Source organism: Dietzia sp. DQ12-76 (genome assembly GCF_014145045.1).
GTDB lineage: Bacteria > Actinomycetota > Actinomycetes > Mycobacteriales > Mycobacteriaceae > Dietzia.
This window is the reverse complement of sequence record NZ_JAALDV010000507.1, coordinates 1-2,410: the sequence shown is the minus strand read 5'-3', so window position 1 is coordinate 2,410 and position 2,410 is coordinate 1. Positions and strand designations below refer to the sequence as shown.

At 69.0% G+C, this 2,410-nt stretch carries 2 protein-coding genes; one reads left to right on the top strand and one right to left on the bottom strand.

What is annotated here, in order from left to right; genetic code table 11:
• Nucleotides 1-160: 160 nt before the first annotated feature.
• On the bottom strand, nt 161-1,054 hold the full coding sequence (locus G6019_RS15700; RefSeq protein WP_107757840.1) for an SDR family NAD(P)-dependent oxidoreductase: 894 nt from the start codon (nt 1,052-1,054) through the stop codon (nt 161-163).
• Nucleotides 1,055-1,174: 120 nt separating this feature from the next.
• Here G6019_RS15700 and G6019_RS15695 point away from each other — a divergent pair, with 120 nt between their 5' ends.
• The gene (locus tag G6019_RS15695) at nt 1,175-2,281 is read left to right on the top strand and encodes a hypothetical protein (RefSeq protein WP_182612821.1); all 1,107 of its coding nucleotides are present in this window, start codon (nt 1,175-1,177) and stop codon (nt 2,279-2,281) included.
• The last annotated feature ends 129 nt before the right edge of the window (nt 2,282-2,410 follow it).

Here is a 2,410-nt window from a genome sequence, read left to right as displayed (position 1 = left end):
ATGTGGAACTCGAACTCGCTGATCTCCTGGCTACTGCAGACCTCGGGGATCGATGCCGCGGCGTTGGGCCCGCCGGGTGACGGCTCGGCGCCAGGGTGGGCGTCGGGCATCGTGGCCGCCGAACAGTCGCCGCGATGACGCGAGCGCGTGGAGCCGGAGGTCAGGCCCTGGCGACGGAGGACTCCGCGAACCGCCACAACCGCTCGGCGATCTCCGGGTCCGAGGCCTCGGCACTCCGGCCGATGAGCGTGGGCATCCCTCTGAGGTTCCGAAGACCGTCCGGCCCGGTGTAGCTGCACGACGGGAGCGGCCGGGTCGCCGCGGCCATCGTGGTGAGCGCCGCCTGGTCGGCGGGTTGGGCGAACACCGAGCAGAACCCGGTGATGATCCTGTCCACCGCGGCGTTACCACTGGCATTGGAGATGCCGGTCGCCGCCCAGCCGGGGTGCGTGAGCTGCACGTCCACACCCGTCGCCGCCGCCTCCGAGCGACCGTCCCGCAGCCGCCGGTCCAATGCGAGCCCCCACAACATATCCCCGAGCTTGGACTGGGCGTAGGCCGCCGCGGCGGACCACCGACGCCGCTCGAAGTGCGGGTCGTCGAAATCGAAGGTCCCGGCCTTGTGGGCGTTGGACCCGACGATCACCACGCGACGCCGCACACCCGGGAGGACGAGGTTCGTGAAGAGGAACGGCCCGAGCACGTTGACGCCGAGTAGCATCTCGAATCCGTCTGTGGTCTCGCGACGACGGGTCGTGATGGCACCGGCGTTGTTGACCAGCACGTCGACCGGTTCGGCCTCCGCCCCGTTCAACTCGTCCGCGGCGCGCCCCACGCTCTCCAGCGAGGCCAGGTCCAATTCGACGACCCGCGAGGGTCCCGGCAGCGCGGCCGCGATGTCGCGTCCCCGCACGGTGTCCCGGACCGCGAGGATCACCCGCGCGCCGCGATCCGACGCGGCACGGGCGGTCTCCAGGCCGACTCCGCTGGTCGCCCCCGTGATGAGCCACGTCTGGCCGGTGAGGTCGGGGACGTCGATTCCTGTGTGCGCCACGGAGCCCAGGTTACTGACCGCGGGCCGGCGGTCGAGACTACGGTAATTCGCGACAGCGTCCGGGTGGACAGGAGCGGGAGTCGGGCAGACGCCGTTGACACCCGACGAGAGGAGACAGCTGTGCCGGTCGAGATGGGAATCTGGCGGATGGACGGCGACAGGCCTCACCGACTGTCGCCCACCACGATGCCGACCGAGGTGATGCTGGAGGAGTTCCTCGAGCGGGACCCGTCATTGCTCGGTGATCGGCTCCTGGTCATCGGCAGGCAGGTACGCACGCCGTACCAGAAGCTCATCGACCTGCTCGCCGTCGACGCCGAGGGCAACCTCCACGTGCTGGAACTCAAACGGGACAGGACGCCGCGGGATGTGGTGGCGCAGGTACTCGACTACGGCTCATGGGTCACGACCTTGGATCACGAGAGCATCATCGATCTCGCGAACGGCCACCTCGACCGTCCATTCGAAACCGCCTTTGAGGAGGTCTTCGGCACCCCGCCTCCCGATGAGCTCAACGGCGCGCTCACTCTGGTGGTGGTCGCCACCGACCTGGACCCCAGCTCCGAGAGGATCGTCACGTATCTCCGCGAGTTCGGCGTTCCCGTCAACGTCGTGTTCTTCACCTTTCTGGAGGACGACGGCCGACGCTACCTCGCCCGATCCTGGCTTGCCGCGAGCGAGGAGGGTGCGACAGGCGTCGGCACGTCCCCCCGCAACTACCAGGGCAAACGGGCCGAGTGGAACGGGACCGATTGGTTCGTCTCGTTCGGCGAGGAGGGCACACGGGCCTGGGACGACGGTCGCCGCTTCGGCTTCATCTCCGCGGGAGGTGGGACCTGGTACTCGGGCTCATTGCACAACCTCCCGGTTGGTGCGCGGGTCAACGTCCATATCCCCAAGAGCGGGTACGTCGCGATAGGCGAGGTCCTTCGCCCCGCCACCCGCTTCGACCAGGCCTCGGTCCTCGTGGACGGCAAGTGGGTTCACCTCGCCGATCAGGAGCTCAGCGCCCCGTACAGGCACGGCCCACCGGGGGTCGCGGACAGCGACGACGACGCCGAGTACGCCGTGCCGGTCCGCTGGTGGGTGAGCGTCCCACGATCCGAGGCGTTCTGGGTCAAGGGGATGTTCGCCAACCAGAACAGCGCGTGCAAGCTCCGGCAGGAGTTCACTCTGGCCCGGCTGGCCGAGCATTTCGGATTGGACCGGAAGACGCAAACCCACTGAAAGTGGCGGTTAGTCTCCGCTCATGCGCCCCTCAGCCTCCCGCCCCCGCCGTTCGCTGACCGCGGCGGTCGCCGCCCTCGTCATCGTCACCTCCCTCACCGCTCCCACCGCCGGCGCCGCGCCGGCGGC